Annotated in this window: 1 protein-coding gene; it reads right to left on the bottom strand. The window is 56.8% G+C overall.

Features of this window, described 5'->3' with window-relative positions; genetic code table 11:
- Positions 1-935, bottom strand: a 935-nt coding sequence (locus HMPREF1023_RS07035; protein WP_035578689.1) for a phosphopantetheine-binding protein, incomplete at both ends; no start/stop codon positions are given.

Below are 935 nucleotides of genomic sequence, written 5' to 3'. Positions count from 1 at the left end.
CATAACGCTAAGTGCGTCAAGCACCGTATAGTCGAAGCAGAATACAAGTCGAGTTTGCTTTCCTGATTCTTCATGCCAAGAAATTGAGACCACGCGATGAAGAGGGGGTTTTGCCAATGCGAATACAGTACGTTTAATCTCTTCGAGTTGCTGCTTTGCTTCAGAGCTATTTGCGCATTCAGCTCGCTCTATGTGTCCGATTTTGGAAGACGGTGCAATGGATTGAGTTCCGTCTTCTTCGACCGATGCTCTCATCATTCCGTGTCTCTTCTGCACTTTGCCCCATGCAGCATCAAGCCGATCAAGATCGATTTCGTCTACTGCGAATATCTGGCAGTAGGTTGTGCCAACGGTGGCTTGGCTGGATGAGTCTCCGCGGCTCACCAGATAAGCGTGTTGTATTTCCGTCAAAGGAAAACTCTCGTATTCTTTTGACGGATCTACCTCAATGAGAGCTTCCTGCTTTGGGGGAGCTTCTCTTTTCCTGAGCGTCTTGCAAAACTCACTTAGATTTTCCGTATCAAAAAGAAGCTGAAGGCGAGCATCCTCGTATCCGAGTGCCCGCACTCTGCCGATGACTCGTGATGCCATGAGGCTGTCGCCGCCCAGCTCGAAGAAGTTCGACTCCCTTCCGACGGGCCCCGCATCGAGCAGCTCCTCCCACACCGACGCCACGGCGCGCTCCGCTTCGGTGGCCGGTTCGGACAGGGAGGATGCGGACGGGGCCGCTTCGGGGGCCATGCCGGCCAAGGCCTTTCGATCGACCTTCCCGTTCGCGCTCAAGGGCCACTCGTCTAGGACCGTCACGTCATGGGGGACGAAGTAGGAGGGAAGGAGCCCGGCCACGCGGGACAGCACCCCGGCCGGATCCACGTCAGCCCCCTCGTCGGCGACCACGAACGCATGCACCACCGAGCGCTCGCGCTCGCCGGCCG

Origin of the sequence: Eggerthella sp. 1_3_56FAA, assembly GCF_000185625.1 — a bacterium.
Taxonomy (GTDB): domain Bacteria; phylum Actinomycetota; class Coriobacteriia; order Coriobacteriales; family Eggerthellaceae; genus Eggerthella; species Eggerthella lenta.
Note: the sequence above shows the minus strand (reverse complement) of the source record. Positions and strands in the feature narration are given on the sequence as shown.